The sequence below is a fragment of the Thermogymnomonas acidicola genome (assembly GCF_014646795.1).
In the GTDB taxonomy this organism is placed as follows: Archaea; Thermoplasmatota; Thermoplasmata; order Thermoplasmatales; family Thermoplasmataceae; genus Thermogymnomonas; species Thermogymnomonas acidicola.
In genome coordinates, this window is the sequence record NZ_BMNY01000001.1 from 808,853 (window position 1) to 832,957 (window position 24,105).

Sequence of the window (24,105 nt, forward strand, 5' to 3'; positions counted from 1 at the left end):
CTTCACATGAAAGAGGTAACTATAGATAACAGGATAATGGGTTACATTGCTCTTTTCGAAAAGCTCGGGAAAGTGGAGACAAGGGAGTGCCTGGAGAACGAGGACATGATCCTGTTCATTGTGGGTGAAAGGAGGCTCTCCGACCTGTTCAAGAAGAACCCTAACATAATATCGGAGCTGAGGGAGAAGACGAACAAGCACATCCTGGTCGTGGAATACTCCAGGGACCTCCTCACCTACGTGAGGAACATATTCTTCAGGTTCGGGGTGAAGGAGGTTGAGGTGGTCTGGCGCTCTGGCCAGATCGACATATCGGTCTCCGTTGACCAGGGCGAGATAGGCCGGGCCATAGGGAAGGAGGGCAGGAACATAAAGCTCTTCAGGGAAGCGGTACAGAGACACTTCAGCAACGTCCGGAGCCTGAACATAAAACAGTGAGGCAGGCAGCAGCAAGGGTCAAAAGGTATATGAATGACAACGCGATGCCAAAGCCTGGGTGGGACCGCACTCCACGGTCCGGTGGGGTGCCAGGGCCAGCCGGATAATCCTATCTTCTCACAGGGAGGATCGGATGAGGGGAGACGATGATGTGAGCAACGAGGAGCCTGAAGAGGCAATCACAAGGGTGATACTGCCCAACAAGAAGAAGGGTGAGATGTTCGGAGTAGTGGAGAAGCTGTCAGGTGCTTCGCACCTATCCGTCATGTGCGAGGACGGCTTCACCAGGACGGCAAGGATACCTGGAAAGATGAAGAAGAGGATGTGGATCAAGGAGGGTGACCTGGTCATAGTGAAGCCCTGGCAGTTCCAGAACGAGAAAGCGGACGTCGTTTACCGCTACACCCAGACCCAGGCCAACTACCTGAGCAGGAACAACATGCTCCCCGAGGTCATCAACATATTCAAGCAGGCATGACCGACGAGGAACTTTCAGCCCTTGAGAGGCTCATAAGGGACCGGGAGTTCTGGAGAAAGTACGACCTTGACTACAAGACGGAATCGCTTGTCTTTGACAGGAGGACCCTGCAGGCCCTCTACGACCTGATGCACAGGAACTCCGTGCCATACATCGATTTTCCAATATCCTCTGGGAAGGAGAGCGTTGTCTTCAAGGCCTACATGTCCGGGAAGCCCGTTGCCATAAAGGTCTTCAAGATGACAACGCTCAAGTTCCACAGGATATGGGAGTACATTGAGGGGGATCAGAGGTTCGCCAAGGAGAGGATCGACAGGTCTAGGTACGTTTACATATGGTGCAGGAAGGAGTACACAAACCTTTCTGAGATGCAGAGGGCTGGGGTAAGGGCGCCCAGGCCCATTGACTTCGAGAGGAACGTCATGATGATGTCATACCTGGGCACCAAGCAGAGGCCTGCGCCGCAGATCAGGAACTACGAAGGCGCCCGCGACCTATTCGGTGAGGTAGTGGAGCAGCTGGTCGCAATGTACAAGAAGGCGAAGCTGGTGCATGCGGACCTGTCGGAGTACAACATACTCGTCCACAGGAGGAAGCCCTACTTCATAGACGTGGCGCAGGCGGTGAGGGCCACGCACCCATCCGCCGAGGACTTCCTGAGGAGGGATGTGCACAACGTGTGCACATTCTTCAGGAAGCAGGGTGTCGACGCCGATCCGGCCGAGGTTCTCTCACAGCTCGGCATCTCTTCCTAGGTGGTCAAAATATTAATAGCATCGTTGATTGTGGATCGTTCCCAGATCACGTTTCCCTGATGCGTTAGGGGTGGTCGAAATAGGGGGGCAGCTGATCGTTGTGAAGATACCGAGGGACAGGGTGGCTGTGCTGATAGGACGGGACGGTGCGACCAAGGAGGCCATAGAGAGGGCGGGAGATGTCAGGATACACGTTGATTCAAGGGAGGGTGAGGTGACCATTGAAGGAGGTAGCGACCCCCTGAAGGCGGTGATAAGCGAGAGCGTGGTGCAGGCCATAGGGCGGGGCTTCAACCCCAGCAAGGCCATGTACCTGTTCAACGAGAACTGGCAGCTCATCATAATCTCCCTCAGGGAGTTCGCCAGGCCTGGCTCCAGGCGGATAGAGGAGCTCAGGGGCAGGATCATAGGTAGGGAAGGGAAGACCAGGAGGATCATAGAGGAGCTGACATCCACGTTCATCTCAGTCTACGGTGACACGGTATCGATAATCGGTGACTACATTTCCGTTCAGTACTCAAAGGAGGCTGTGGAGATGCTCATAAACGGCAGGAGGCACAGGACCGTCTACCGCTTCCTGGAGCAGAAGGTTGGCGAGCTGAAGGCCAGGAGAATAGAGGAAACTTTTGGCTGAACTCTAAAATATTATATTGTGAGAAAGCATATGGGCCTGAAGCGGGGTGGGGTAGTCAGGAAATCCCGACGGGCTCATAACCCGTAGATCGATGGTTCAAATCCATCCCCCGCTATTCTCCGTAGAGTTCCTCGATCTCCTTTATGAGTCCACCTATGTCGGATTTGCCGATGGGCTCAGACGGTTCGATACCCATGGACCGGAGGGTGGCAGCGGTTGGAGGGCCTATTGCGAACACCATGGGTGTTGCACCGCACTCCCTCATGCATTCTGAGAGGGCCTGGGCCTCAAACGACGAGGTCACAAGCACACCCCAGGAATTACGGATCTTCGTGCAGTCGCATGGCAGCCTTTCGACCCTGTAGATGGGGATATCAAGTACCTGGAACTCGTCAGAGAGGTCGCCAACATCCCTGCCATGGTCGCTCCTGAGGAAGCATATCCTTGAACCGGAAGGTATCTTCTCCCTTATCTCCCTCTTTAACCCGTCGGTGTCCATCTGCCCCGGTACCAAGGGGCTGAGGCCAGCCTCCCTCAGGACGCTGGCAGTGGCGTTGCCTATGGCCATGGAGAGCCTCTCCCTGAGCCACCTGGCCGGCAGGTGCCTGAGTGCCAGCCTTGCACCGTACTCGCTGGTCAGCACAACCACATGCGGCCTGAAGCTCATCGCTCTCTCCATGGCAGCCTGTATGTCACCGATCGGAGAGATCCGTGTCAGCGGCACCATCACGAGGTCGAAGCGGTTGCTCGTGTACCTGAACGGCTTCTCTGCAGGCCTGGTAATGGCCAGGACCCTCACGCCCATCACCCGACCCTGTACCCGTAGCCGGGAGGTATGGAGGCAGCAATCGCACCGGATATCTCCTCAAGCTCCCCGGAATCGGAAAACTTCTCCAGGAAGTGCACACTTTCGCTGGAGTGCATGGAAAAGAACCTTGCCTCCACGGTGTAGCGCCTGCCATCAGGCCTTACGAGTATACCAGCGGGGACAGAGCAGCCGAGCCTGAGCCTGCCGGAGACCTGCCGCTCGAACCTGAAGCACTCCATGGTCTCGCTATGGGAGAGCGGGGCCAGCTCCCCGGATATCTGGGAACCGGCCCTGGCCACAACCGCTATGATCCCCTGGTTCGGCTGTGGGACGAATATGCTGTCGGGTAGCCTGTGCCTGACCGCATCTATCCCTAGCCTCTGCAGGCCCGCCTCCGCCAGGATGAGGCCAGAGACCTCGCCAGAGCGCATCCTGGATATCCTGGTGTCCACATTGCCCCTCAGGTCCTGTGCGACCAGGTCTGGCCTCCAGAGCGACAGGGCCTTCTGCCTCCTTATGCTTGAGGTGCCTATCCTGGAGCCTGGCCCAAGGCCATCGATACCGCTGTCGGTGACCATGACGTCCCACCATGGCCCCCTGGGCGGCGTGTGGCAGACCACAAGGCCGGGCTCCAGGGAAGAGGGCATGTCCTTAGCGCTGTGCACTGCAATGTCCGCCTCGCCTGAGGCGACCAGGTGGTTCAGGAGCTCAACGAATATCCCGGTCCTGGACATCTTGTGCAGCGGGGTCTTCCTGTCCACGTCTCCGTGGCTGTCAAGGCCCACTATCTCCCACTGGTGCCCCAGCTCCTCCAGGACAGAGAGCACCTCCCTGGTCTGCTCCATGGCCAGGTTGCTCCTCCTCGTGGCCACCCTGACCCTCACGCCCCTGGTATCTGTTCCACTCTAATTAACTGTGCCCAGAGGTCAAACTGCATTAATCTGCACGCCATCATGTGGCGATGCCCAGGTCCCTTGCGGTAGCGGTCAACAGGGAAAAGGCCGAGGAAACGATCAGGCTACTCGGAGGCCTGGTGGACAGGGAACTCAAAACCGTGCAGTCTGGCGAAGTGGTATACATACCAGTGAGGCGGGTCCCGGATCAATCCCTGGGCCTCAGGGTGGAGGCCGTGGACTTCCCCGCCAGGGCCACCGCAGCCTCCCCATACATGAGGGTGGTGGAGATGCTCGGCACCGCTTCGGGCGTGCCAAGGAAGTATGTGAGGTACGGCGATGCGCTGGTCTTCAGGGAGGAGATCGGGGAGGATGTGGCGAGGGCCTACATGCAGGCAACGGGCTGCAGGAACGTGTACGTCATGGAGGGGAAGGTCAGGGGGGAAGAGAGGATACCGTCCGTCAGGCGCATCCTCGGTCCGGGAGGGGAAACGGTGCACAGGGAGAACGGCATAAGGTTCGTCTTCGATCCTGAGAGGGTCATGTTCTCCCCTGGCAATGTGAACATAAGGGTCTGGGCATCCAGGCTCGATGCCTGGGGCTGCACCGTCCTGGACATGTTCAGCGGCATAGGCTACTTCACCCTGCCAGTTGCAAAGTACGGGGATCCGGAGAGGGTGATCGCTGTGGACATAAACCCAATGGCCCTGGATTACCTGAGAAAATCCGCAGCGGCCAGCGGCATTCGCACCGGCATTGAAACGGTGGCAAGGGACTGCAGGGAGCTGCAGGGCATAAAGGCAGACCTCATCCTGATGGGCAACTTCAAGTCTGTGGCGTACCTGCCTGCAGCACTCAGGAACATGGGTGGTGTGGCAAGGATCTTCATGCACTACCTGGTGGACACATCCAGCCTGGGTTCGCACGCCACCATGGTGATGGGGAGGCTGAGGTCGTACGGCTTCGTGGGGGAGGAACTGCACTCCGAGGTGGTCAAGTCGTTCGCGCCACACCTCTGGCACGTGGCCGCACTCTTCAGGGTGAGACGCACAACAGGCCCATTGCCCTGATGAGGGAGGGCGCCACATCGCTTATTATGCCCATGTAGCCGCTGTCCATGAACTCCATTGCCTCCCCTATGCTGTTGACAGTCCAGGGTATGCACCTCTCCCTCTCCTTCCCGAGTTCCCTTGCCAGGCCGCTCTCCGGGACTAGCAGGTCGCACTCCCTCATCTCTTCCCTTACCATGTCGCCCAGGGGGCTCTGGAGCGTCTGTACATCGATGTCTATTCCCGTAACGAACCCGGGGTACCTCTCCCTCACTTCCCTCGTCTTCCTGGGGTCGAAGGATATGATCCTGCACTCCTTCACTGCCCCTTCCTTCTCCACCATGGAGCACACGGCATCCACTATTCCCGGGTTCCTGTCCACGCCGTCAGGCCACAGGGTCTTGAGCTCGATGAACTTCACTATTCCCTTCAGGCCCTTCAGGGCATCCTGGAGGGACGGGATCCTGTAGGAGCCCTGGAGCTCGATGCCCCTCACCTGAGACGAGTGCATCTCCACAATGTAGCGGTCAATGCCTGCAAGCCTCTCCGTTGAGAAGTCATGGAAGAGGAATGGAACCCCGTCCCTGGACAGCTGGACGTCAAACTCAACCGCTCCCACACCCATGCGCCTTGCTGCCTGGAAAGATTCAAGGGTGTTCTCAAGGGCCTCATGGGGTGCTCCCCTGTGGCCCACAATGCAGAAACCGTCAGAAGACACATGGGGGTATGTTTCCAGGTATTAACTTTTTCCCGATTTCGGTGCACAGTGCGGAAGGCCCCTCCTACCCATGTTGTGGGGGTGCGCAGTAAAAAGGTATAAATACGTTATAAAGTTATGAAACCCTGCAAATGAGTGGTTACAGGAATAGTAATTACAGGAACGGAAACTACAGGGGCCAGGGCTGGAGTGACAGGGGCCCCCAGCAGAGGAGGGTCAAGAAGCTCGACATGTCAAGGAGCGAGGAGTTCAGCTACCTTCTCGGGAGGATAGTGGAACCCCTACCTGAGAGCGTGAGGGGGGCCATAATGGGCGGCATATACTCCATTGCCTCCAAGAAGGGGGCAAATGAGGCAAAGGAGTTCATAGTCAGGAAGAGGCAGGAGGGTGTCATAGACAGCGAGATGGGAAAGAAGCTGATCGACCTGATATTCGACTACTCCAAGTACAGATGAGCGATCTCTCGGAGCGTGTGGAGAGGTACCTGAGGCTCAAGGAGGAGGCGCTCTCCGTTCTCAGCATAGGTGTGCCTCGGGATTCGTTCCTTTACGCATTCGCTTCTGATTGCCTGGACATGGCAAGGCGCTATTTTTCCGATGCGGAACACTTCCACTCGGTCGGTGACGACATAAACGCCCTTTCCGCCATAAACTACGCCTATGGGTGGATCGATGCAGGCGTTAGGCTTGGCGTCCTAGACGGAAAGGGCGACCACAGGCTCTTCACCCACTACCGCTAGCGAGTGAAAGTATATTATTTCAGGTCGTAATATCGGTTAACTTACGTTCAGGGCTGATCAGATGGCTGGAAAGAACAATCCTAAGGGTAACCAACCGGCGCAGGCCGATAAGAAAAAGGCAGAGGAGAAGGAGAACTTCCAGTATATTGTGAGGATAGCTAACCGGGACCTCGATGGCGAGAAGAAGGTCTACTTGGCACTGGCTGACCTGAAGGGTATAGGCCAGAGGCTCGGGATAATGATATGCAGGCACCTCGGCATAGACGAGGATGCCAAGATCGGTGAGCTGCCGGAGGAGACCGTGGACAGGCTCAGGGAGTATGTGGAATCAAAGGAATACGAGGGCATGCCTGTGTGGGCACTGAACCACAGGAAGGAAATCGTAACGGGCCTGGACCTTAACCTGGTATCGAACGACCTGGAGGTGCAGGTCAACGATGACATCAACCTGATGAAGAAGATGCGTTCATACAAGGGCATAAGGCATGAACAGGGCAAGAAGGTCAGGGGACAGAGGACAAGGTCCAATGGCAGGAAGGGCCTTGCAATCGGTGTCATAAGGAAGAAGGACTGAGGTGGTTCAATGGGCGACCCTAAGTTCCCAAGGAAGAAGTATTCAACTCCGAGGCATCCATGGGAAAAGGAGAGGATAGAGGAAGAGAGAGGCCTGCTGATAAAGTACGGCCTGAAGAACAAGAAGGAGCTGTGGAGGGCACAGTCCCTGCTTGAGAACTTCAGGAGCCAGGCTAGGGACCTGCAGGCGAGGCTCAGGAGGGACGACCCGTACGCCAGGAAGCAGTTCGAGGCCCTCGTGGGCAGGCTCAACCGCTACAGCATCCTGGGCCCAGACGCCACCCTGGACGACGTCCTATCACTGGGCATTGAGGACATACTCCAGAGGAGGCTGCAGAGCCTGGTGCTAAGGAAGAACCTGGCCAGGACGCCGAAGCAGGCCAGGCAGCTCATCACTCATGGCCACATATCCTTGAACGGGCGCAGGGTCACCATCCCGGGAGTTCTCGTTGAGGGCTCGGTGGAGGACACCATAACCTATTATGAGTTCTCGCCCCTCAGCGACGAGCTCCACAAGCTCAGGCAGGAGATAGCGGGCGAGGCCAAGGAGGAGAAGCAGGAGGGTGAGGCCCAGTGAACAAGACGGGCATAGCGCACATATTCGCTTCACAGAACAACACGATCATCCTAGTTACGGACGTTACCGGGGCCGAGACGCTTGCCAAGGCAAGCGGCGGCATGGTCGTGAAGAACGACAGGGACGAGTCGAGCCCGTACGCGGCAATGAGGGCAGCGGACATAGTGGCAGAGAAGTTGAAGGAGAAGGAGATCACGGACCTGATCATCAAGGTCAGGGCGCCGGGTGGTAACAAGTCCAAGATACCTGGCCCGGGTGCGCAGTCGGCCATCAGGGCGCTCTCCAGGGCGGGGTTCAGGATCGTTAGGATAGAGGAGGTCACCCCGATCCCCCACGACGGGACCAAAAAGAAGGGGGGAAAGAGGGGAAGGAGAGTCTGAATGACCCTCAAGATCATCGAGCTTTCCGACAGGTACATGAAGTTCTACGTGGACGGCATAACGCCTGCCATAGCCAACGCCCTGAGGAGGACGCTCATAAACGACATACCTAAGCTAGCAATAGAGAAGGTCACGTTCAGGCACGGCGAGATCAGGGACACCGAGGGCAACGTCTACGATTCCTCGCTGCCCCTCTTCGACGAGGTGGTGGCCCACAGGCTGGCAATGATACCCCTCATCACAGACCTGAAGATGAACTTCAGGGACCAGTGCAGCTGTGGGGGGAAGGGCTGCCCACTCTGCACCGTTACGTACTCAATCAACAAGGTGGGCCCGGCAATAGTGACGTCCGCGGACCTGCAGCCCGTGGATAACCCTTACCTGGTCCCAGCCGACAAGGAGATACCCATAGTCAAGCTGGGGCCGAAGCAGGGCCTATTGCTCACCGCGCAGGCCATCATGGGCAGGGGAAAGGACCATGCGAAGTGGCAGGTGACCTCAGGTGTTGCGTACAAGTACCACAGGGAGTTCATAGTGGACAAGTCGCAGTACCCTGACTGGGTGAAGGCAAAGGAATCCTGCCCTTCATGCGTTCTGAGGGAGGACGAGAAGGAGATAGTGTTCACGGATGACTACGGCTTCCCGTGGGCCAACAGGCTCTTCGAGAACAGGGCTGTGAGGATAGTTGAGGACGACACGCGCTTCATATTCCAGTTCGAGACAGACGGCTCCCTCAAGGCCATAGATGTCCTGGACTATGCGCTGCGCAGGCTGCAGGAGAGGCTGAACACGCTGGCGGAGAGCATGTCCGCCCCGGACTGACCCCGGACCCGGGGTCGCCTTACAGGTGGCCACGCCCGTTCTTTCAGATCCTATTATTAGGCAGAAAGCTCTGTCCATGAAAAGATGGACAGCCTGCTTGCCTCACTCCGGGAAATAGGGCGTGAGATACGTGAAACCCTTCTAAGGGTTATAGGCGACCCTGACATGTCTGCCATCACAGGCATGGGTGCCGACGGCACGTACACACACAGGATCGACAGGGTCTGCGAGGACATAATCATAAGGAATGTCAAGGATCTCGATCTCCCGGTGAACGTCGTGAGTGAGGAGGCAGGGATCGTGGACAGGGGCTACGACCAGAACCTAGTTACGGATCCTCTTGACGGCACATTCAATGCGGAACACAGGATACCTTTCTTCGCCTCCTCCATGGCGGTCATGGGCAGTGATACAGATTCCCTGAGGCTCGGTTACGTGATCAACCTTGGCAACGGTGATGAGTACTGGACGGAGAGGGGTGGTGGCGTCTTCTTCAACGGGAACAGGGTCACGAGGAAGAGGAGGGCGAACGTTGTATCGTTCAACATAGGCGATGGGGTGGAGGAGTACATCGGAAGGTTACTGTCCCTCAGGGGCAAGAAGCGCGCCCTCGGCTGCGCATCCCTGGAACTGTGCTTGGTCGCCACAGGCTCCCTGGACATGATGGCCTACCTGGGTAACGGGAACAGGATACGGAACGTCGACGTGGCCGCTGGCGTCCTGGCTGTGAGGGAGTCCGGCGGTGCGGTTGTGGATGAAAGGGGCGCAGAGTTCAGGGCCGGGCTGGACGTTTCGAAGAGAATGAACATCGTGGCCGTCTCAGACAGGAATTTCCTGGTTGATATACTATGAGGGTCGCCTTTGTGATAAGGAAGGGCTGTGAGAGGTGTGCCAGGATCGTCCGCAGGATAGTAGAGATCCTGCCAGAGGACTGGGAAGTCATCTATGACAGGGAGTGCGCGAGGTTCCTCGGGGGCAAGGGCCAGGAACTGGAGAGGATCGAAGCGGACATAATAGTTACAGTGGGCGGTGACGGAACGGCGCTGAGGGCTCTGCAGAACTCAAAGGGGCCCGTGCTGGGCATCAACATGGGTGGCCTTGGCTTCCTGACAGAGGTGGAGATAGGGGAGGTCGAGAAGTCAATATACAGGATAATAAGGGGCGATTACAGGATAGAGAGGGCAATGAAGCTCAAGGTCACCGTGAACGGCATCCGCACCAAGGACTGCACCAACGAAGTGGTTGTGCACACGAGGAAGGTGTCGAAGATAAGGAAGTTCAACATATACGTGTCAGGCCACTTCCTGGACTCCGTGAGCGCAGACGGGGTAATAGTGGCCACGCCCATAGGGTCAACCTCATACTCGTACAGTGCGGGCGGGCCCATACTCCTACCTTCACTGAGGGCCATGGTCATATCTTACCTGGCCCCGTTCGGATCCAGGATAAGGCCGGTGGTGGTGCCGACGGAGAGGAGCATAAGGATAAGGCTGGTGGGCAGAGACCAGGACAGCCTGGTGATACTGGATGGCCAGGAGGAGATCCCCGTGCACGCGGGGGACGACATAGAGATATCTGTATCGGAGAACTACGCGGAGTTCGTCACTCTGGAGCGGTCATTCTACCAGAGGATGAGGGAAAAGCTGATCAAGTATGTGGTCAATTAAGAGAAGGACACTCCTCATGATCATGGAGGCATCAAAGTCCTCATATCCCAAGGAGTTCGGTGCCTTCCTGAGGGCCTACAAGGATGTTATCTATGAGATCGCGGTCCTCCCGGGCACCATCCAGGGAGACCACCACACAATATTCCTCATGTACACGAAGCCCATCGACTTCTCCATTGTGGGCACGGTGCACTCCCACCCCTCAGGCGTGAGGATACCGAGCGATGAGGACCTTCACATGTTCTCCAACACGGGCCCGGTGCACATAATCGTCGGCTACCCATTCGGCGAAGGTGATTTCACTGCGTTCAGGAGGGACGGCAGGGAGGTGGAGGTCAGGGTCATATGAGGCCCCTGCCCCTCCTGGCCTGCATCCCCTGTACCTCTCTGAAGATGCCGCTGTCATCTTCGGCATACTGGTCGTAGCCTATGACGCTGTAGAACTCCTTCCGCGTCATCAGGCTGTCCACGAAGCCCCTCTGCGTGCCCGCCCTGAAGAGGTCCCTGTACACCGAGTCCATCGCCTTCAGGGCAGCCCTGAAGGCGGTGAGCGGGAATATCACCGCCCTGTACCCGAGGCTCTTTAGCTCCTGCGCCGAGAGGAGCGGGCTCTTCCCGAACTCCGTCATGTTGGCGAGGAGCGGGCCGTCAACCTCCCTGGCGAACTGCCTGAACTCCTCCTCGCTCTCCAGCGCCTCTATGAATATCATGTCGGCACCGCAGTCCAGGTAGAACTTGGCCCTTTCAACGGCGTCCTGGAAGCCGTTCACTGCCCTGGCATCCGTCCTGGCTATTATCACAAAGTCCTCGTCCTTCCTGGCTTCCACAGCCGCCCTCACCTTCATCCCCATCTCCTCGGCGCCTATCACCTTCTTCCCCTCAAGGTGGCCGCACCTCTTGGGCATCACCTGGTCCTCGATGTGTATTGCGGACGCGCCGGCCGCCTCCAGGAGCCTTACGGTCCTTATGACGTTGATGGCCTCACCGAAGCCGGTGTCAGCATCCACTATGAGCGGCGACCTCGCCACAGAGGTGATCCTTCTGCACTCCTCCGCCAGTTCCGTGAGGGTCGTCACGGAGAGGTCGGGGAGGCCCATGGCCCCCGCAACGCCTGAGCCGGAGAGGTAGAGTGCCCTGAAGCCGCCCCTCTCCGCAAGCTGGGCGCTTATGCCGTTGAATACTCCGGCTGCCGTAACGAAGTCAGCCATCTGCCTCCTGAGTTCTGCCGGACCCAGGTTCACGTTGTCCCTAAGGACCGACACTCTTCACCACCTCCATCAGCTCCCTGATGCTCCTCCTCTCCAGGTCCCTGCAGACGCCTATGACCTCCCTGGCCCTGTCCTCGCCCATGACGCGCCTGCCCTTCTCCTGAAGGTCATCCCAGGTGTATGGCCTCCTGAAGTGGCCCTTGGGTGCATCCACCTCCTTTGACCACGTGCCCCTGTCTGTCCTCACCTCGATCCTTACAGGCAGGTACTCCGGGTACATACTGTTGTACTTCTCCGTCACATTGAACTTCATCCTGTCGATGAGGTCAAGTATTGCCTGGTCCCTGAGGTACCGGTCGTCGTAGGCATCCAGGCCGGGGGCACCGTGGAGAAGCGTGTACGCTATTATGTAGGGCATGCTGTGGTCTGCGGTTTCCTTCGTCCTTGGCCTCAGCTTCTCCGGGTCCTTTATGATTATGGTGTGCGCCACCCTGAAGGTGTCCACACTCACGCTCTCTATGTCTCCTCTTATCTCTTTCCGCAGTTCATCCGCAGCCTCCGCCGCGCTCATCGCATGGTATTCCACGGGGTAGTTCTTTATCATTGTCCTCGGGACTCTGTCCACAGAGAGGTCCAGGTCGAACTCACCGGACACCTGCTTGAAGAAGCCCATCTCCCCAGTGAATATGTGAGATGGGCCGGTGAAGCCCTTCTGGGCCAGCAGTGCTGCGAACACGCTGTTCCTGCAGGCATTGGCTGCCGTGAAGCCCTTCCACATGCTGAGCTCGCCGGCCCTGGTCTGCCGCATGCTTATGTTGTTGTTGATGCCCAGGCTCAGGGCGTTCTCAAACCTCTCTTCAGTGAGGCCCATGAGGTTCGCTATACCGGCGGCGGAAGATACCGATATGTAAGTCACATGGTCCCAACCGCGATCCCTAATGGAGACCGCATCGGACAGCGCTCCAACCACCTGGTAGGACACGTAGGAGGCCCTGAGGAGTTCCTCACCACCCAGTGACATGGCGTAGCCCACCGCTATGAGGGGCGGTATGTTGTCCGATGGGTGCAGGGCCTCCTTCGAAAGGTAGGTGTCGTTGAAGTCCAGGTACCTGGTCATGCCGCCGTTTATGAAGGCCGCAGCCTCCACGGACACCATTGAGCCGGAAAAGTAAATGGGCGCCTCCATGCCGGATCTGTGGTGCCCGAGGGCTTCAACGGCGATCCTGACCGGCACCGAATTCCTGGCACCATAAGAAACGATTATGGAATCCGCAACCCTCTTCTTCAGCTCCTCCCTGTCTCCTCCCTCTATGCCCTTCTCAGACACTTCCACTGAGAGTTCATGTATCTTCTGGACTATCCTGTCCATGCTGGAATATGGATGCTGCTTATGTAAAACTTGGCTGTCTGACAGTTGCGAAATTTCATGCAATGTGCTAAAATTTATATGTGCACTCCTGAGGTCTTCCACACTGCGGATTCCCGGAATAACCGGGAACGGAGGTACAGCAGATGATATGCATAGGGGTCGACCTTGGTTATGGCGACACGAAGGTTGTGGGCCCTGACGGGCAGAGGGTGAAGTTCCCGTCAAGGTGGGCGAAGTATGACCTTAAGTCATGGGGTATAGGAGGAAACACGCTGGCTCTGAGGATAGACGATGGGGACCCGTTCCTCTTCGGCGACAACGCAACTGGCCCATCGGTGAGGGAACCCCAGGGAGATGGGAGGCTTGCAGACCCGGATTCGCTGCCGCTGCTCGCAGCGGCCCTGTGGATGAGCGGGGCAGGTGCTGACGGGAACCAGACGCCGGTCATCATCGGGAGCGGTACGCCACTGGGCAGGTTCGAGCAGGAAGTTACGGCTGCAAGGGAAGCGCTGCAGGGCAAGGAGCTGACCATATCCTCGGCCACAGGGGAGAAGAGACAGTTCATAATAACGAAACTCGTGGCCAGGCCACAGGGAGTCGGTGCAGCCCTCTACCTGCTGGAGAAGGGGCAGATCAAGCAGCAGATGGGGTACGGAGTGGTTGTGGATATCGGCTCAAGGACAACGGATGTCCTGACGATAAACCTGCAGAACATGGAGCCCGTTGTTGACCTGTGCTTCAGCATACAGGTCGGAATAGGCGATGCGGTCAGTGAGGTGGGCAAGGCCATAGCTAGGGAGACCGGGTTCATAGTGCCCACAGAGGTAGCGCACAAGGCCCTCACCAGCACGGTTATGTTCAAGCAGCGCGAGGTCGGAGGCCCCAAGGTGAGCGGACCAATACTGGAGAGCCTCAGCAACAGGATCATCGACAGGCTCAGGGAGTACCTGAGGGGCGAGTTGGACATGATCACCGCACTCATACCGGTGGGCGGAGGAGCAAGCCTCATAGGCGACAGGCTGGAGGTGCTGGCGCCGGGCGTCATGGTGAAGATATCGCCAGAGGACGCACCTTTCGCCAACGCCCTGGGTTACAAGGACGCAGCCGAGAGGGTGAGCGCGAAGGCATAGTGCGGAAGGGGCTGTGAGATGGAGAGATCGGTGTGACCGAGGGTGAGAGGGGAGAGGGCGACACCGCAGGCGACGAGCTGGAGGGTGTCGTGATTCGGCTCACCAAGGAAGACGTCATGCTGATCGAGCTCCTGAGGAGGGAGGAGGAGAGCGTCCTTGACGTTGTGAGGCGTGCGCTCTCCGAATCCCTGGAATACAGCATCCTGCGAAAGGCATTCTCCTCTCTGGACGGCGGCAGGGCACAGGGCGAGAGGGCGGAGAAGTACGTGCCCAAACTCGAGCCTGGAAAGCCAAGGAACACCCTGCGTGACGTGGTGATGGAGGAGAGGAAGAACCTGAAGGAGGCCCTGGAAAGCAAGTGGGCAGAGGTCGGCGACGGCTGATCACTGCTGCATGTTCCTGAAGAGTTCCTCTATCTTCCTCGCCATGCCGGTGTCCTTCTCTGTCACAGACATCTCGTCGTGTGTTGTTAGTTCAACGGTGACACGGCCGTATGAGAGCGTTATGTCCGGGTGGTGGCCCTCTTTCTGTGCAAGTTCCGCGATTCTGGTTGCGAACTCCCTGGCCTTTTCATAGCTCGAGAACCTGAACTCCCTCCTGATGCGCTCCGGCACCAGGACCCAGTCCCTGCCCGGCAGGTCTACATTTCTCAACTCCCGCACCTCCGAGTTGTTGGAAATCCAATACATCATGAGGTCATTGCGGATTAACCTTCGCAGCCCGGATGGGTACAGTTCATGAGAAGGGGCAGAGCGGCAACTTCTGTCAGGACCGTGGAAATGAAGTTGAATATAATCCATCCACGGGCATATGGGAACCATCAAGGTTTATATCACCGCATTCGCATGATAATGTATGGCATCACCCCTCAGGGATGCCATGCTCAGCAGGGCCGCGGACTTCTCCAGGGCTACGTCATCAGTTCCGATTGTATACCTTGGGGTATCCGGTTCGGTTTCCTACGAGCCGTCCGAGGGCGATGACATAGACCTGTTCACTGTGACTGAAAGGGATGCGCTGTGGTTCACCCTGCTTGTGCTCCTGGTCAAGAGGAGGCTCATCGGCGACCGGGACCTGTGCATCTCGTTCGTCATGGATCGTGCTTTCGCATCTTCCTACCTCTCCGGTGACCTTGGGCCACTTGAGAGGCGAGACCTCGAGCACCTGGTGCGCCTGAGGGGTACCGACCCATCCAGGATCGGTTCAGGGAGAGGTGGTGTAGCATCACCTGCCATGGTTTTCCTCAGCGCACTCACCTACCCCTGGCTGGCCGCTTTCCTCTTCATAAAAGGGTGCGCTGTCGATAAGTCTGTGAGGAGGAGGTTCGGCGAGGAGAGGGGCTTCAGGGTCAGGCTCTCCTGGAGGTACTACATCCTTGACACAGTGAAGTACCAGAGGATGAGAGAACGAGCATGGGAAGGTCAGCACTGATATTCGCATACGACGAGCCCGATGGCCTGCGGCAGGTCATGGAGAGTGTGAGGGGGAGCAGCGTCAGCCATATCGTTGTTGCGGCGGGCGGCGGTGCAGACACCGTTGAGGTACTGCGTTCCCTGGCCTCCCAGGGCATATCTGTCCTTTTCGAGAGGGAGAGGCTCGGCAAGGCTGCCGCGTACAACCGGGCCATAGGAAGCGTCAGGGGAGATGCCGTCGTCATTGTGAACAGCGATGTGGTGGTGGAGCCTGAGACCATAGACCTTTTGCTCTCTTCGGTGGAGGGTGGCTGTGATATATCCTTCCCCAGGATCGTGCCGGACCGTTCAAGGGGCTTCTGGTCAAGGGTCTCATCGGTGCTCTGGGACCTGCAGGACGTACGCATAAGGACGCTCATGGGGAAGGGAATGGTACCGAGCAGCGGGGAGGTCTTCGCGATCAGGTCAGGGCACCTGAGGCCCATACCTGAGGTCATCAACGACGACGCTTACATCTTCGCCAGAGTCGCCAGGGAGGGAGGGACCCTGTGCTACCTGAGGGAGGCGGAGGTTGTGAACTTCCCTCCCTCAAGCCCGCGAGACATCGTAATGCAGAGGAGGCGTGTGATCCTGGGCCACATGCAGCTCCTCTCCCTCGGGACGTATTCTGATACGAGCGTGACCATGCTCCTCTCAGGTAAGGGGGTATTGCTCACCGTGATGCTGGAGGCAATCAGGGAGTGCCGCTGGCGTTCCCTTTACCTCTTTCCCCTCCTCCTGCTCGAGGCCATATCCTTCGCCCTGGCCCTTGGCGACCTGAGGAGGGGCAGGTCCATGCTCAGGTGGCCCATCGTGAGGAGCACAAAGATTCACTTCGAGAGGAGGAACCTGTAGATGGAGGGGGCATCGTAGCCCAGCTCCTCCACAACCCTGTCACCTGGCGGCCTCACCCTGAAGGCCACACCCTGCTTGCACACCAGGAAGAGGAGTGAGAACCTCTTGGTGTCGAAGCCAAGGCATATGCCCCTGTCTGAAATGAGGTATTTGAGTGGCAGTCTCTCGGAGTATATTTTCACATGTATTATATGGGAACTTCCCCTATAACCATTGCCCTCAAATGTACGATGTTGTGGTCAGGACTTACAACTCATCCAGGACACTGGAACGCTGCCTGGAATCGGTCGCTACCTACCTGAGACCGCACAGGGTCATTGTTGTGGACCACAGGAGCACGGACGGGACGGTGGAGATCGCGAGGTCCCGTGGGGCTGAGGTGATCAGTGAAGAAGGGGGCCTGTGCTATGCCTCATACATTGGATCTGCTTCCGCAGACTGCCCTACGGTCGTCTATGTGGACAGCGATGTGGAGATAGTCAGCCCGGTATTCAAGAGAGTGGTCGAGGGCAACGGGGGCAGTGTCGTTGTGGGGTGCAGCACTTCCAACGCCTTCCTCTACGGTATTCCACTGTGTGCCACCGCTGTGCCGAGGCAGGTCGCAATATCCTCATTTCTGGGAACCTCATGCTTCGGCAGGGAGACATACTACCTCATGCGGGCCGTGAGGCGGGAACGCCTCAGGGTTATACATGTGCCCGGCGTTTACGTGCACAGGGCCTACCACAGGTCGAACAGGGACTGGCCGGTGTGGCAGGGTGCCATGGCCGCGATGGTGTCAGGGGGTAGTCTCATGCAGGCGGCGAGCTCGGTCTTCACCTCGTTCCTCATGCTAGCCGGCTCCAGGAGCATGAAAAACGGCCTCTACTTTCCGGTATTTTCTGCCAGGCTGCTGTGGGGCTTTGCGAACTACAGGAGATACCCTGCGGGGCCGAGGCCCTCAGAGCCTCCTCATCAGGACAGCGGTATGATCCCCCAGGGCCCTGATGAGGGGCAGCCCTGATACTGCAGCATCTATTTTCTTCAGCCTCCCCTTGTCCACCATTCCATCCAGGGATGCCGCAAAGTCAGATGGCGGTATCAGGGCAGGCACGGCGAACACCCTCTCGACCCTGAAGTGTTCCCGGAAGCACGATAGGACCTCGGCAAGTGAATAGGAGAATATGTCCACGCAGAATCTGGAATGGCCAAGGGGTATGTACCTCCTGCTCCTGTCAACAACCCTCGATACCTTCATCCTGAGCACCGATGCTATGGCCTCGGAGAGGCAGAACCTGTTGTAGACAGAGATGAAGCACATCCCACCCTCCTTCAGGCAGTCCCTGATGTTGAGCGCAACCGACCGGAGGTCTGGCTCGCAGTTCAGTGCTCCGTACGTGGAATACACGAGGTCGAAGGTCTCTCCCTTGCCCGCAAGGTCGGAGAGGACATAGCCTGCAGGGCCATTTAAGCACCTCAGCCTTGAGGCCAGGCCCCTGGACTCAGCCTTGCTCCTGAGGACTGTGAGCATGCCCGCAGATATGTCCACAGCGGTGACCTCTGCACCCATTTCAAGCACCGGTATCGTTTCCGTGCCCGTTCCGGGGCCTATGTCGAGCACCCTCATCCCCGGCCTCACGATACCTGAGAGCACCCCGAGCGACCTCTCACGGAGGTAAGAGTTGATCCAGTTTCCGTATATGTGGCGGTCATAGTCCCAGGCTATGGCATCGAACTCGTCCCTGACCCAGGGGAGGTAACCACCCTCACCCTGGGCGCCTTCACTCATCGCCACCCACTTTGTCCTCTCGCTGAACCACATGCTGAACCTGTCAGGGAAGCATGCCCTGAACAGGCCCTCCACCACTCTCCTCTCATCTGGGTCAGACACAAGTGTTGCCCTCATTCTGACCCTTTTTCCATTCAGATCCAGAAGGGCGCTCCCAGAGAGCATGACCTGCCTGAACCACTCCTCGTTGCCCCTGGAAGCCCCTATGAACACAGACCCACCTTCCCTCACGTAAACGAGAGGTATGGCCTTTCCGGCCACAAGGGTGGCAACACCGTGCTCGGGGATCACATGGTTCTCAGCGGGCCCCTGGGATATAAACTTTGCCGGGCCAGGGCACATGGTGGCCCTGGCACCCGGTACGCATTCCTGACGCTCTCCTTCCGGGTGTCGGAGTCCAGGTGGTTCATGAGTGAAGGGGTCGTCCCCTTCAGTTTTCGATAAGGCCCACCATGGGCCCCGGCTCCGACCACCACCATGGCATTCTACAGTTCATGCACTGAAGCCCCGCTGTCCCGTATCTAGCCCCCGGCCGGCAAGTGAGTATTTATTGTGATCTATTTAAAGATATAAAATTATAAATACAGTTTATCACTATGATCGCACATGGAAAGGAACGGTTACCTCCTCGGCGTCTCGATAGTCTACCTGGTGGCGTTCATAGTCACGCTCGTGATACTCTTCACGGACCACAACCTGCAGACGGACTTCGGCACAGTGAAGCCCTACTTCATACACTGGTACGGCCTCCTCATAACAGGCATAGTGAGCCTGATAGGCTTCGGCATACTACTGGCCATGGGCTCAAAGGTCTGGAGGGCAGTGTCTGTTGCCTGGTCCCTCTTCATGGTTCTCTTCATGATAGCGGACATAGCCACATACTCCATGGTGGGCTTCTCCTCGCCCCTCCAGTTCGCCAGGTACCTCTTCGGAGTTACGAAGTACCCGGGAACGCTCTCCTACATACCAGGCCTGTACGACCTCCTCTTTGCAATCTACGTGGTCTCTCTGGGGCTGGCGGTGGTGGCGTACAGGAGCAAGTCGTGAGGCCGCTGAAGGGTGGCAGGGACTATTAAGGTTAAATACAGGCTATCGATGTTTAGCCATGGTTCTTAAGGTGGGCACCAAGGCCCCAGACTTCACCCTCAAGGATGAGAACAACCAGGATGTAACGCTTACCTCGCTCCTTTCAAAGGGCCCTGTCGTCCTCTACTTCTACCCCAAGGACGAGACGCCTGGATGCACTGCGGAGGCCTGCGAGTTCAGGGACAACTGGGACGAGATAACGAAGCTTGGTGCTGTGGTGGCGGGCGTCAGTTCAGATTCCGTGGAATCACATAGGAAGTTCAAGGAGCACCACAACCTGAAGCACATCCTCCTCTCTGACCCAGAGAAGAAGGTGAGGAAGGCCTACGACGCGGGCGGTCTCCTGTTGCCTGGAAGGGTAACCTATGTGATAGCGCAGGACGGCACCATAGTCCATGCGTATGAATCGCAGATGAACGCCAGGCAGCACGTGAAGGAGGCCATAGAGGGCCTGAAGAGGATAGATGCAGGGGCAAAGAGCCCAGCCTGACAGATGGACGAGATGGCCGGCACGAACAGGACACTGACATTCTGGTACCTGCTATCCATAATAGTCCCGGTGACGCTGGCTGTCAGGGCCAGCAACAACATGTTCCAGACTGAGGTACCGCTGCTCGCCAGGGACTACCTTGGCATGAGCGAGCTTGAGATCGGGTCCCTCGCTGCGGTCGCCTCCCTGACCACATTCGTGATGAGCGCCTTCATCAACGCACGCCTCCCCTCTGCGGGAAGGCGCACTCTCTTCGTGGCCTCATCCTTCCTCTATGCCATCACCTTCCCCTTCTTCTTCCTTGTGGACAGGTACACCATATGGCTGGTCCTGTCCCTGGCGGGCTTCTCCCTGGGCTCTGTCATGCCGAACATAATCACCTCTGCTTCCCTCCTCCCTGACAGGCTGCAGAGGGAGAGGCTCCTGTCCCTCTACACACTGACGCTGAGCATATCCCTCGTCGCCGGCCCTGCCCTGGAAGGCTACCTCCTGAGGTCCATGAGCATTAGGGAATCGTTCCTCTACTTCGAGGTATTCCCTGTGGTCGCTGCAGCCCTCTCTTTCCTGATCGCCTTCCCCAAAGAGACGGGGAAAAGGCCGGATACGAGGGGAGTTTGGAGGAACCCGGGATTCAGGGTCTCAGTGCTGAACATCATGACATACAACATACCGTTTGCCTTCATCCTGACGTTCGGAGGGATCTATGCTGAGGAGTACTTCCACTATACCGTCTCGGCCGCCACGCTCCTCTTCTCCGCCTTCTTCGCCACCTCCATGCTCGGTCGCCTCGCCCTCTCACTGAGGCCCCCATCGAGGCTTGCCAGGATAATGGCATCATCTGTCGCCCTCACTCTCCTGGGCCTCCTCATGATGTTCATATCCAGGGACTCTTACATGCTCGTCTCATCTTTCCTCATCCTCGGTGTCCCCCACGGCCTGACGTACCCTGTATCTGTGGTCCAGCTCTCAAGGACCTTCGATGAGAGCGGGAGGGCCGCCGCAAACAGCCTCTTCTTCTCAGTGATGATGATCCTGTCCTCTGCGCTGCCATTCCTCCTGGGCCTCCTCGTCTCGTACATAGGCATAAGGCTCTCTTTCGCCGCACTGATGCCCGTGGTGGCCGCCATTGCAGTTGCACTCGCGGCGTCCATAAGGTCACTGCAGGGCATGCCGGAGAGGGGCGCCGCAGGTACACAGGGGTGACCCCAGCGATCCTGGTGGGGGCCTGCGGCCCGGATCAGGCACCCTTGGGCCTGTATACCCTCTTCCTCATGTCGTCACTTACCCTGTGCTCCGTGATGAGGCCATCAGCAATGAGTGCCCTCAGTGACTTCTGCACGGTCCTCCTCCCGAGGCCGGTGGCGCTCACTATGGCAGCCTGGTCCGGCGAAGGGAGGGTGCAGACCACGTAATAGACGAACTTGTCCGCCGGCGAACCCCTGACTCTGGCGGACGAGATGTCAAGCCTGTAGGTATCGCCCCTCATGCCGAGCCTCTGGGTCACCATGGCAGGGAGGGATGCAGGGGCGATGTTGCCCAGGTTGACGCCAGGGCCGAGCCTGGATATGAGCTCGACCTGCTGCCTCTCCTGGGGGGCCTCATACATGAGAGGGCACTTTCCTGAGCCCTCCTCTATGGCGTCCACCCAGTCCCACTTTATGTTCCCCCTCTCGTCAAATATGCCCACGCCAAGGCCGGTCTCCCTGCCCTCCAGGACCACCATGTCAGGCTCCAGGTCCGCTGCCCTGTTGAGCGCTTCCAGGGTCTCGTTCAGGGACAGCTGCTCCCTCTCCCTCTTCTTGCCAACCTCCACGGAGAGGTAGAGGCCATTTGACCTGGCAAACTCCGCTATCCTCTTCCTGTCGTACGAGCTCATCTCCGTTATGCCAGAACTGATCTCCACGGCCCTGAAGCCGAGCTGGAGGACCACCTCGAACCCGGCGTCCAGCCTGCCCTTCTGTGCCAGGATCTCAAGTGCCGTCCCTCCCATGCCAGGCCTCAGGCCCGCACCGGTCATTGCACTCACTCTTGCACCCATGAACTTCCTGTCTGCAACCAGGGGCAGTGTCCAGCCTATCTTGACCACATTTATGTATTCCCTGAACGCACCAAGCACACCGATATCGATGGGACCGAGCCTATCAATGACCATGCTCAGCCCCACACCTCTGGGCCCCACATCATACACACTGCTGTTCATGCCCGGTAAAGGTGTATCCAGGGCTGGCAATAACCATCTCGGTATGTGTATATCCTGCACATTTCTGATCTGGGATACGCACATGGAAACGCTGTAGTGGCGGCCAGGGATGCCTGTGGCATGCAGGTCGAAGACATGGAAGGCCTGGAACCACCCACACTGGTCAGGGAGGTGTGGGAGAGGTTCGGTGATGCCTCCGTATTCACAACCTCCCTGGGGGCTGAGGACATGGTGATACTGCACATGATGTCCGCCATGGAGGTGGGCATGGAGGTGGTCACCATAGACACGGGGAGGCTCCCGGAGGAAACCTATGCCCTGATTGGCGAGGTGGAGAGGTTCCTGGGAATAAGGGTGAAGGTCTACTTCCCCGACACGGGGGAGGTGGAGGAGATGGTCAGGCGCCATGGGGTGAACCTCTTTTACGACTCTGCGGAGAAGAGGCACCTCTGCTGCTACGTCAGGAAGGTCAGGGTCCTCGAGAGAGCCCTTAAGGGCAGGTCTGCCTGGGTCTCGGGCATAAGGAGGGGCCAGACGGAGGCCAGGGCCAACACCTCCAGGGTGGAGTGGGACAGCGTGCACGGCCTGTGGAAGTTCAACCCCCTTGCCGACTGGTCATACCAGATGGTCTGGGCATACATAAGGGAAAACCATGTGCCGTACAACGCACTCCACGACAGGGGGTACAGGAGCATAGGCTGCGCCCCCTGTACGCGGGCAGTCCGGGAGGGAGAGGACGAGAGGGCAGGGAGGTGGTGGTGGGAGAGCGGTGTGAAGGAGTGTGGCCTGCACACTGGCTGGGTGCCTGCGGACTTCAGGCTGGGAGGGCGCTAGCATGGACCGCTGCCTGCAGTGGAGCCAGTTGATCCCAGACATCAGGGGGGATGATGGGGCAGAGACCATCCCTGTGGACAGGGCCACGGCAGTGCTGGTCACGAACATGAAGCATGGGGCCCTCAGGCCCCTGGCCGGTTTCATGGACAGCCAGACAGTGTGTTCGGTGATCAGGGACTGGCGCCTGCCAGACGGGCAGGCATGGGGCATGCCTGTGGTCTTCCAGACCAGCATGGAGCACTGGTCGAAGGTGCGCGAGGGCGACGAGATCAACCTTTCCATGGACGGGCGCCCGGTGGCACTGGCCAGGGTGGTGGAGAGGTTCACACTGGACCTGAAGGCCTACTGCTCCGGAGTGTTCAGGACAGACTCACCTGATCACCCGGGCGTCAGGAGGGTCGTGCGCTCAGGGCCGTATGCCCTAGCCCTCTCTCTAATTTCTGCATCAGACCCTGGGCTCCCCTTTAGGGACATAACCATGTTCCCCGAGGACACGTTGCGGTATTTCAGGTCAATGGGGTGGAAGACGGTGGCTGGGTTCCAGACGCGCAATGTCCCCCACAGGGGGCACGAGGAGCTGCAGAGGATGGCACTGCGCATGTGCGACGGCCTCTTCATAAACCCTGTCGTTGGCACAAAGAAGCCTGGGGACTACAGGGACGAGGTCATAATCGAATCTTACAGGCGGCTCATCCGTTCCTATTACCCCGGGGACAGGGTGGTGATGAGCCCGCTGCACTACGAGATGATGTACGCAGGGCCCAGGGAGGCCACGCTGCATGCGATTATCAGGAGGAACTTCGGCTGCACGCACTTCATCGTCGGCAGGGACCATGCCGGTGTCGGAAACTACTACGGACCTTACGAGGCAATCGAGGCCATGGAGGCGCTTGACCTGGGGATAGAGATAATCAGGGCCAGCGAGGTCTTCTACTGCAGGGCATGTGGCTCCCTTGTTACGGAGATGGACTGCGGCCACGGGGAGGACAAGAGGCAGAGGTTCAGCGGCACCATGATACGGAACAGTATCGAGCGCGGATCTGTGCCTGATGAGAACATCATGAGGCGGGAGGTGTACGAAGCAGTTGCCTCGTACGGCAACCCGTTCAGGGGCGGTGATGTCTGATTCTATGCCACCGATCCAGGTTACATTAATTTAGATTTTTAGACTTGTGCAATTAAT

Annotated in this window: 33 protein-coding genes and 1 tRNA gene; 25 read left to right on the top strand and 9 right to left on the bottom strand. The window is 58.0% G+C overall.

From position 1 onward, the window contains the following. Positions 1–6: 6 nt before the first annotated feature. The 5 genes from IEW66_RS04090 to IEW66_RS04110 all read left to right on the top strand — a co-directional run bounded on the left by IEW66_RS04090 (position 7) and on the right by IEW66_RS04110 (position 2,420). The gene (locus IEW66_RS04090) at positions 7–438 is read left to right on the top strand and encodes a NusA-like transcription termination signal-binding factor (RefSeq protein ID WP_188680524.1); all 432 of its coding nucleotides are present in this window, start codon (positions 7–9) and stop codon (positions 436–438) included. 133 nt (positions 439–571) lie between these two features. Beyond that, on the top strand, positions 572–916 hold the full coding sequence (eif1A, locus tag IEW66_RS04095) for a translation initiation factor eIF-1A (protein ID WP_188680526.1): 345 nt from the start codon (positions 572–574) through the stop codon (positions 914–916). Then, positions 913–1,671, top strand: a complete 759-nt coding sequence (locus IEW66_RS04100) for a serine protein kinase RIO (protein ID WP_188680527.1) — start codon at positions 913–915, stop codon at positions 1,669–1,671. The genes eif1A and IEW66_RS04100 overlap by 4 nt, the downstream gene beginning before the upstream one ends. Positions 1,672–1,741: 70 nt before the next feature. Then, the gene (locus tag IEW66_RS04105; RefSeq protein ID WP_188680528.1) at positions 1,742–2,305 is read left to right on the top strand and encodes a KH domain-containing protein; all 564 of its coding nucleotides are present in this window, start codon (positions 1,742–1,744) and stop codon (positions 2,303–2,305) included. Between the two features lie 40 nt (positions 2,306–2,345). Continuing rightward, a tRNA-Met gene (locus IEW66_RS04110) sits at positions 2,346–2,420 on the top strand. On the opposite strand, the gene IEW66_RS04115 is transcribed toward IEW66_RS04110, so the two are convergent. Both IEW66_RS04115 and hemC read right to left on the bottom strand, forming a co-directional pair. Further along, the gene (locus IEW66_RS04115) at positions 2,418–3,110 is read right to left on the bottom strand and encodes a uroporphyrinogen-III synthase (RefSeq protein ID WP_194446411.1); all 693 of its coding nucleotides are present in this window, start codon (positions 3,108–3,110) and stop codon (positions 2,418–2,420) included. The genes IEW66_RS04110 and IEW66_RS04115 overlap by 3 nt on opposite strands. After that, the gene (gene hemC, locus IEW66_RS04120) at positions 3,110–3,997 is read right to left on the bottom strand and encodes a hydroxymethylbilane synthase (RefSeq protein ID WP_188680530.1); all 888 of its coding nucleotides are present in this window, start codon (positions 3,995–3,997) and stop codon (positions 3,110–3,112) included. Before hemC ends, IEW66_RS04115 begins: the two co-directional genes overlap by 1 nt. Positions 3,998–4,074: 77 nt before the next feature. Here hemC and IEW66_RS04125 point away from each other — a divergent pair, with 77 nt between their 5' ends. Continuing rightward, positions 4,075–5,076 (top strand): class I SAM-dependent methyltransferase, encoded by a 1,002-nt coding sequence (locus IEW66_RS04125; protein WP_188680531.1) that lies wholly within the window; start codon positions 4,075–4,077, stop codon positions 5,074–5,076. On the opposite strand, the gene IEW66_RS04130 is transcribed toward IEW66_RS04125, so the two are convergent. Continuing rightward, positions 5,042–5,773, bottom strand: coding sequence for a glycerophosphodiester phosphodiesterase (locus tag IEW66_RS04130; RefSeq protein WP_188680533.1), 732 nt, complete (start codon positions 5,771–5,773; stop codon positions 5,042–5,044). The two genes, IEW66_RS04125 and IEW66_RS04130, sit on opposite strands and share 35 nt — an antisense overlap. Before the next feature lie 131 nt (positions 5,774–5,904). Between IEW66_RS04130 and IEW66_RS04135 the strand changes: the two genes are divergently transcribed. The 9 genes from IEW66_RS04135 to IEW66_RS04175 all read left to right on the top strand — a co-directional run bounded on the left by IEW66_RS04135 (position 5,905) and on the right by IEW66_RS04175 (position 10,880). Next, complete coding sequence (locus IEW66_RS04135) at positions 5,905–6,228, top strand: hypothetical protein (protein WP_188680535.1); 324 nt, start codon at positions 5,905–5,907, stop codon at positions 6,226–6,228. Further along, positions 6,225–6,512, top strand: a complete 288-nt coding sequence (locus IEW66_RS04140) for a DUF357 domain-containing protein (protein WP_188680537.1) — start codon at positions 6,225–6,227, stop codon at positions 6,510–6,512. Before IEW66_RS04135 ends, IEW66_RS04140 begins: the two co-directional genes overlap by 4 nt. Before the next feature lie 61 nt (positions 6,513–6,573). Next, the gene (locus tag IEW66_RS04145) at positions 6,574–7,086 is read left to right on the top strand and encodes a 30S ribosomal protein S13 (protein ID WP_188680539.1); all 513 of its coding nucleotides are present in this window, start codon (positions 6,574–6,576) and stop codon (positions 7,084–7,086) included. Positions 7,087–7,095: 9 nt separating this feature from the next. Beyond that, positions 7,096–7,662, top strand: a complete 567-nt coding sequence (locus IEW66_RS04150; RefSeq protein WP_188680541.1) for a 30S ribosomal protein S4 — start codon at positions 7,096–7,098, stop codon at positions 7,660–7,662. Beyond that, the gene (locus tag IEW66_RS04155) at positions 7,659–8,042 is read left to right on the top strand and encodes a 30S ribosomal protein S11 (protein WP_188680543.1); all 384 of its coding nucleotides are present in this window, start codon (positions 7,659–7,661) and stop codon (positions 8,040–8,042) included. The genes IEW66_RS04150 and IEW66_RS04155 overlap by 4 nt, the downstream gene beginning before the upstream one ends. Then, complete coding sequence (locus IEW66_RS04160) at positions 8,043–8,864, top strand: DNA-directed RNA polymerase subunit D (RefSeq protein WP_188680545.1); 822 nt, start codon at positions 8,043–8,045, stop codon at positions 8,862–8,864. It begins immediately after the preceding gene. 84 nt (positions 8,865–8,948) lie between these two features. Then, positions 8,949–9,716, top strand: a complete 768-nt coding sequence (locus IEW66_RS04165; protein WP_188680547.1) for an inositol monophosphatase family protein — start codon at positions 8,949–8,951, stop codon at positions 9,714–9,716. Then, a complete protein-coding gene (locus IEW66_RS04170) occupies positions 9,713–10,531 on the top strand; it encodes an NAD(+) kinase (protein WP_188680549.1) in 819 nt (272 codons plus the stop codon). Before IEW66_RS04165 ends, IEW66_RS04170 begins: the two co-directional genes overlap by 4 nt. Beyond that, on the top strand, positions 10,518–10,880 hold the full coding sequence (locus IEW66_RS04175) for a Mov34/MPN/PAD-1 family protein (RefSeq protein WP_188680551.1): 363 nt from the start codon (positions 10,518–10,520) through the stop codon (positions 10,878–10,880). The genes IEW66_RS04170 and IEW66_RS04175 overlap by 14 nt, the downstream gene beginning before the upstream one ends. Here the strand turns inward: IEW66_RS04175 and prpB are convergent. Continuing rightward, positions 10,873–11,739 (bottom strand): methylisocitrate lyase, encoded by an 867-nt coding sequence (prpB, locus tag IEW66_RS04180; protein WP_188681225.1) that lies wholly within the window; start codon positions 11,737–11,739, stop codon positions 10,873–10,875. The two genes, IEW66_RS04175 and prpB, sit on opposite strands and share 8 nt — an antisense overlap. Before the next feature lie 40 nt (positions 11,740–11,779). After that, entirely contained in the window at positions 11,780–13,108 is a 1,329-nt protein-coding gene (locus IEW66_RS04185) for an MmgE/PrpD family protein (RefSeq protein WP_188680554.1), read from the bottom strand. 143 nt (positions 13,109–13,251) lie between these two features. Here IEW66_RS04185 and IEW66_RS04190 point away from each other — a divergent pair, with 143 nt between their 5' ends. Then, positions 13,252–14,238, top strand: a complete 987-nt coding sequence (locus tag IEW66_RS04190) for a ParM/StbA family protein (protein ID WP_188680555.1) — start codon at positions 13,252–13,254, stop codon at positions 14,236–14,238. Positions 14,239–14,270: 32 nt separating this feature from the next. Next, on the top strand, positions 14,271–14,621 hold the full coding sequence (locus IEW66_RS04195; RefSeq protein WP_188680557.1) for a hypothetical protein: 351 nt from the start codon (positions 14,271–14,273) through the stop codon (positions 14,619–14,621). On the opposite strand, the gene IEW66_RS04200 is transcribed toward IEW66_RS04195, so the two are convergent. Continuing rightward, positions 14,622–14,891 carry a 4a-hydroxytetrahydrobiopterin dehydratase gene (locus IEW66_RS04200; protein ID WP_229657487.1) on the bottom strand — a complete coding sequence of 90 codons (270 nt, stop codon included), beginning with the start codon at positions 14,889–14,891 and terminating at the stop codon, positions 14,622–14,624. 202 nt (positions 14,892–15,093) lie between these two features. Between IEW66_RS04200 and IEW66_RS04205 the strand changes: the two genes are divergently transcribed. Together IEW66_RS04205 and IEW66_RS04210 are read left to right on the top strand one after the other, a co-directional pair. Further along, positions 15,094–15,669, top strand: a complete 576-nt coding sequence (locus tag IEW66_RS04205) for a hypothetical protein (protein WP_188680559.1) — start codon at positions 15,094–15,096, stop codon at positions 15,667–15,669. Continuing rightward, the gene (locus IEW66_RS04210; protein WP_188680561.1) at positions 15,651–16,544 is read left to right on the top strand and encodes a glycosyltransferase; all 894 of its coding nucleotides are present in this window, start codon (positions 15,651–15,653) and stop codon (positions 16,542–16,544) included. The genes IEW66_RS04205 and IEW66_RS04210 overlap by 19 nt, the downstream gene beginning before the upstream one ends. On the opposite strand, the gene IEW66_RS04215 is transcribed toward IEW66_RS04210, so the two are convergent. Further along, positions 16,520–16,726 carry a hypothetical protein gene (locus IEW66_RS04215; protein ID WP_188680564.1) on the bottom strand — a complete coding sequence of 69 codons (207 nt, stop codon included), beginning with the start codon at positions 16,724–16,726 and terminating at the stop codon, positions 16,520–16,522. The two genes, IEW66_RS04210 and IEW66_RS04215, sit on opposite strands and share 25 nt — an antisense overlap. Positions 16,727–16,767: 41 nt before the next feature. On the opposite strand from IEW66_RS04215, the gene IEW66_RS04220 reads away from it, so the two are divergent. Next, positions 16,768–17,547 carry a glycosyltransferase gene (locus IEW66_RS04220; protein WP_188680566.1) on the top strand — a complete coding sequence of 260 codons (780 nt, stop codon included), beginning with the start codon at positions 16,768–16,770 and terminating at the stop codon, positions 17,545–17,547. On the opposite strand, the gene IEW66_RS04225 is transcribed toward IEW66_RS04220, so the two are convergent. Further along, positions 17,485–18,603 carry a class I SAM-dependent methyltransferase gene (locus IEW66_RS04225; RefSeq protein WP_188680568.1) on the bottom strand — a complete coding sequence of 373 codons (1,119 nt, stop codon included), beginning with the start codon at positions 18,601–18,603 and terminating at the stop codon, positions 17,485–17,487. The two genes, IEW66_RS04220 and IEW66_RS04225, sit on opposite strands and share 63 nt — an antisense overlap. Before the next feature lie 315 nt (positions 18,604–18,918). Between IEW66_RS04225 and IEW66_RS04230 the strand changes: the two genes are divergently transcribed. From IEW66_RS04230 to IEW66_RS04240, 3 genes are read left to right on the top strand one after another with little or no spacing between them, the layout of a single operon-like run. Next, on the top strand, positions 18,919–19,359 hold the full coding sequence (locus tag IEW66_RS04230) for a hypothetical protein (RefSeq protein ID WP_188680570.1): 441 nt from the start codon (positions 18,919–18,921) through the stop codon (positions 19,357–19,359). Between the two features lie 58 nt (positions 19,360–19,417). Beyond that, positions 19,418–19,888 carry a peroxiredoxin gene (locus IEW66_RS04235; RefSeq protein WP_188680572.1) on the top strand — a complete coding sequence of 157 codons (471 nt, stop codon included), beginning with the start codon at positions 19,418–19,420 and terminating at the stop codon, positions 19,886–19,888. A 3-nt stretch (positions 19,889–19,891) separates the two neighbouring features. Further along, entirely contained in the window at positions 19,892–21,091 is a 1,200-nt protein-coding gene (locus IEW66_RS04240; RefSeq protein ID WP_229657488.1) for an MFS transporter, read from the top strand. A 34-nt stretch (positions 21,092–21,125) separates the two neighbouring features. On the opposite strand, the gene IEW66_RS04245 is transcribed toward IEW66_RS04240, so the two are convergent. Beyond that, the gene (locus IEW66_RS04245) at positions 21,126–22,172 is read right to left on the bottom strand and encodes a phosphosulfolactate synthase (protein WP_306789759.1); all 1,047 of its coding nucleotides are present in this window, start codon (positions 22,170–22,172) and stop codon (positions 21,126–21,128) included. Positions 22,173–22,208: 36 nt separating this feature from the next. Between IEW66_RS04245 and IEW66_RS04250 the strand changes: the two genes are divergently transcribed. Both IEW66_RS04250 and IEW66_RS04255 read left to right on the top strand, forming a co-directional pair. Continuing rightward, positions 22,209–22,922: a phosphoadenylyl-sulfate reductase gene (locus IEW66_RS04250; RefSeq protein WP_188680576.1), complete on the top strand. Its 714-nt coding sequence runs from the start codon at positions 22,209–22,211 to the stop codon at positions 22,920–22,922. Position 22,923: 1 nt separating this feature from the next. Beyond that, positions 22,924–24,048 (top strand): sulfate adenylyltransferase, encoded by a 1,125-nt coding sequence (locus IEW66_RS04255; RefSeq protein WP_188680579.1) that lies wholly within the window; start codon positions 22,924–22,926, stop codon positions 24,046–24,048. Positions 24,049–24,105: the final 57 nt, after the last annotated feature.